General features: G+C 46.9%; 5 protein-coding genes. All 5 read right to left on the reverse strand.

The window, feature by feature from the left end; all coding sequences use genetic code 11:
- Window positions 1-12: 12 nt before the first annotated feature.
- Window positions 13-396 carry an eCIS core domain-containing protein gene (locus tag CAG65_RS21375; protein ID WP_337247574.1) on the reverse strand — a complete coding sequence of 128 codons (384 nt, stop codon included), beginning with the start codon at window positions 394-396 and terminating at the stop codon, window positions 13-15.
- A gap of 323 nt (window positions 397-719) precedes the next feature.
- Complete coding sequence (locus CAG65_RS21380) at window positions 720-908, reverse strand: hypothetical protein (protein WP_161454911.1); 189 nt, start codon at window positions 906-908, stop codon at window positions 720-722.
- 89 nt (window positions 909-997) lie between these two features.
- Entirely contained in the window at window positions 998-2,461 is a 1,464-nt protein-coding gene (locus CAG65_RS21385; RefSeq protein ID WP_161454912.1) for an HNH endonuclease, read from the reverse strand.
- Window positions 2,462-2,488: 27 nt separating this feature from the next.
- On the reverse strand, window positions 2,489-3,151 hold the full coding sequence (locus CAG65_RS21390; protein ID WP_161454913.1) for a hypothetical protein: 663 nt from the start codon (window positions 3,149-3,151) through the stop codon (window positions 2,489-2,491).
- A gap of 8 nt (window positions 3,152-3,159) precedes the next feature.
- On the reverse strand, window positions 3,160-4,043 hold an 884-nt coding region (locus CAG65_RS21395; RefSeq protein ID WP_161454914.1), incomplete at its 5' end, for a hypothetical protein.

A 4,043-nucleotide genomic window follows, 5' to 3' on the forward strand; every position in this document is an offset into this window, starting at 1 on the left:
GTTAAAAGCCCTTTAACGACATATAGGAAGCCAGTTCCCCCCAACCCTAACCGCCATCTCACCAAGCTCAGTCGCATGTTGTTCTAGCCTTGGATCATCGTTTACCGCGACACCATTGACGTCCATCGTTGGCTCGACCATGCCCACTTTTTGCTGTACGACGTGGCCGAGTTCGTGTGGCAGGTGGCGCTCTTGACCTGGGGCGAGGTAAATGTCTTCCCCCTGTGCATAGGCCTGTGCCTGAACTTGCGATGGCTTGTGGGAGTTGTAATGCACTCGCACACGTTGCAAGTTGACGCCCGAGATGCGCTCCATCCCTTGGCGCAGGCATACAGGCAGTGGTTTGGTGGCTACTTTAACGCATGGCGAAGCCGCACTATTTATCGCTCGTTGCACCAACACACGTCTGTGATGAGATCCATATTGAAGCGGCTTTATTCGCGTTAAGTATTGCTGCGTTTTCATTGACTTAACCTCTCATAGCGGAACCTTTTACCTTGTTATGTATTCACTTTATGCCGGTTTCTCTGTGCGCTCTTGGTAAATGTTGCGCTGCGTTTGGTATTAATTGGGACCGGGTTGGAAGTGTTGGTGGACGAATGGGCTGTATAAAAAAACCCTCTTCACGCATGGCCAGGAGTTATTGCGATGAAGAGGGCGATAAATATGTACTGCAGGCTACTGCTGTCATATTTTCATTGCCAATAATGGCGCGGGATCTACGACTCAGTTGCCATAACAGCTTGCATGGCCTGTTGCTCGGCTTCTGTAACAGCTTGTGCCACGTTACTGGAGGAGAAAATTTGTTGTGCCACCATGTCATCGGTGTATTCCACCGCTCTGGTCGCTGCTTGCTCCTGTTGAACGACTTGTTGCTGCGCATTTACTTGTTGGTTTTCTTGACTCATTGTTAGCTCCTTGGATGATCATTGAGTTAAAACGCCATAGGTGGCGAGTCCTCTAGTAGGCTGCATGTTTTCAGCCGGCTATGAGTTTGCTAGGCAAGTGGAGTGAAGGGGCCTTCTACCCACACATCGTTGTTGGCGAACAAGGTGATTAATTCGTGCGGACGCGTTTGCGCTAATTCGGTAAAGCTCGCTTCCCAAATATTTCGATGCGACTTTACTTTGATCACCTGTTCGAAATCTTGCTGCCAGTCGATCGGTAAGAACACACACTTTTCTGTGTCGGTTCCACCATACACCTTGTCTTCACTGCACAAGTAAACCAGCCGCCTTCTGTCAGATTGTGTTAACTCAGACTCCAATACTAAATAGCTCAGGCACGATCGAAGCCAAACTGGCATTGTCGGTATTTCTTTTGCCATCAGGCTGGTTGTCTCGGACATAGATTTAGTCTCTACGTATTCCCCTGCTTTGTTTTTTGGCTTTGCTTTATCACTGTATGTGTTGTTTCGCTGATTGGTTTCTAGAGCGTCAATAGCGATGCTTCGATAAGCCAGTGTCGTGACTTCTTCTGTTGTGACTGGTTTTATGCTTTTGTCGTCGTTGTTAATATCACCATCCATGATGGAAGAAACCGTTGCCAGCCTAGCTAACACCAGAGCAGACCTATTAAGGCCAATGACCTCAATGGTATGCACACCTTTAAACTGTGGGTTGTCAGACTGGTTATGGGCGCGCCAATCTTCGTATTGCTGCTGCGTTTTATCGTCGGTGATCAGCTTGCCGCTGGACGTAAACTGGCTTGGGATGGCCCCAGGGGTTTGCCAAACAAGCTTTTCTACTTCTGAAGCGTCCTTATTGTGCATCTCTTTATAGAAGGCACACACTTCATCAAATGGATACGCGTGACCATTGTATGGATTAAAACGAATATAGCTTCTGGGGCTCTCTTGATACGGGTCAACCAATAACGCTTTCTCCTGAGCGATGGTCACATTAGGAAATCGCTTATCCTTCACAGGAAAATGCCCTGCTTTGTTACGGTTACATTCATGGCAGATAAAGACTAAATTCGTTTGTTCGTAAGCCAGCTCGGAGTATGGCGAGTAAGTTTGGGTACTGTCGCCTCTGCCAGTGTCTTTTTGGTCCAGAAGAGCCACAGGCCGATAATGGCTTACTTCCCCACCGCCTGTGGGCAATAAAAAGCTTTCGCAATAACAACAACATCCATGAGATGCGCGTTTGAACGCATCTATGATTGCTTTGTCACTGTACAACGCAGGGTCGAAGGCTGCATAGTTGAACCCCACAGCGAGATGATCATGTTGTGAAGACGACGAGCTGTGATCACGTTGAGTCATGACAACTAGGTTGTTAACGAGATCAGGAGCATAGGCTTCTTTAGATAGCAAGTAGCGATCTTGTTTCGTCAACGTATGGTATTTAGGCGCATTACTTAAGCGCTCAACCAGCTCTTTCATCTGCTGGGTTGCTGCTGCCTGTTTCACTTCTATATCGGCACTTAACTCGACGTTATAACGTTCTAATGGAATCATCGTCTTACCTATTGGGTTCGAATTCAGTTATTGATCAAGGTTGTTGGTCACATCACTCTGTGGCTGGGCGTGTTTCGCCTCATCTTTCAACACGTTCATCGCTGGATCATCCATCCCTAGCAACTGATTCTGGTAACTTTGCTGCTTGGCGAGCATCTGCTGCTGCATGTCAAAAGCTGATTGAGTCAGGTAAGCGTGTTTATCCATGACATGCTTCTGACTGTCTTGTTGGGTTATCGCCGCTGTGCTCTCATAATTTTGAGCAAGATCGCGGAACCTTTGACTGGCCTGTTCATTGAGAGCGTGGAGAGAGTTAGCGTCTGCCTCAGCATTGTTTTCTGGCTCATGGGATTGCGCCGCCTCAGTGTCTTCACGAAAGCCGTTTCGTTCGTAGGCTTGTGATAACGAAGGGTGTTGTTGCATAAGCTGTTGACGCCCACTGTCAATAAGCTCTGATGACCGCTTCAATGAGTCGTTGATGGTTTGCATAGCATCGGCAATCACCGCATCAACGTTTAACATCATCGTCTGTGTATCAGCAGGCAGTGACATTTCAGCAAGTCTTTTCATCGCACTTTGCCTATCGTAAGTGGGGGCATTACTTGCCGTTCCCGTGTTGCCATTGTTGTACTGGCTGCCATTCGTCATCGTCTTATCACTCAAAGCCTGGTTTTGAGCATTGAATTTCATCTCGCACCTCAGTTAATCGATAATGTCTGGGAGGAAGCAGAGGTCCCCGTCGGTAAATCGCTATAAATGCTCAAACAACCTATTTCGTCAACATTCACCACTATTTCGCGCTCGGGAAGTGAGTAGACGTAATGGCGACACTGGCCAGCCTGGCTAATGTAAGTATCATTAGCCAACTTTTCGCATAACAGGGTTTTCAGCTGCTGTAAGTATCGCGCAGCTTCTGGTTCTAAAGCACCTTTAGCACGTAAGTCGATGTTCATAACGATACTTAGTAACCCTGATGCCAAGTTGCTAAAACCTAAAGCATTCCCTGAATCCACCCACTGTCCGAAGGCGCTCTGCAGATTTTTGTCATCTAATTCAAAAGTTACTAATGGGCAATCCAAACATTCCAGAGCCACTGAAGTTAATGCATCGACCGCTTGATTAATCGACTCACTGGAAACTTGCGCTCCATTATTATTACTTGTGACAAAACGTAGGTAGACGCAGTAGTAATGACCAAATTCGGTTAATGTTTGCGCTCGGGATAGTGCCCATTTACTCGCCTCTTTCATCACACTACTTTTTACTGGCATGACTCTGCCTGCATAGTTTAAACAGCGATAGCAGTTCACCCTATCTTTGAGTCCAACAGTCCAGTGTATTGGAAGAGGCAGCTGGCTTTGTTCAATCACGCTCGTGACTGTGCTTAGTTCAATATTGGTTAACAGATGATAACGATGAATCAGCGCCGATAGCTGAGCGGATTGATTGTCAGCATCCTTTTCATCTATTGTTAAGGCAATGACATCCTCTGTTGAAAAATCGAGAAATTTCTTAGCATCTAAGGTTAACCCAGCACCAGCGAGTTCGATGACCGATGTGGCCGATAACCCAAGACCAATTT

This window comes from Vibrio sp. V39_P1S14PM300 (assembly GCF_009904765.1).
GTDB classification, from domain to species: Bacteria; Pseudomonadota; Gammaproteobacteria; order Enterobacterales; family Vibrionaceae; genus Vibrio; species Vibrio proteolyticus.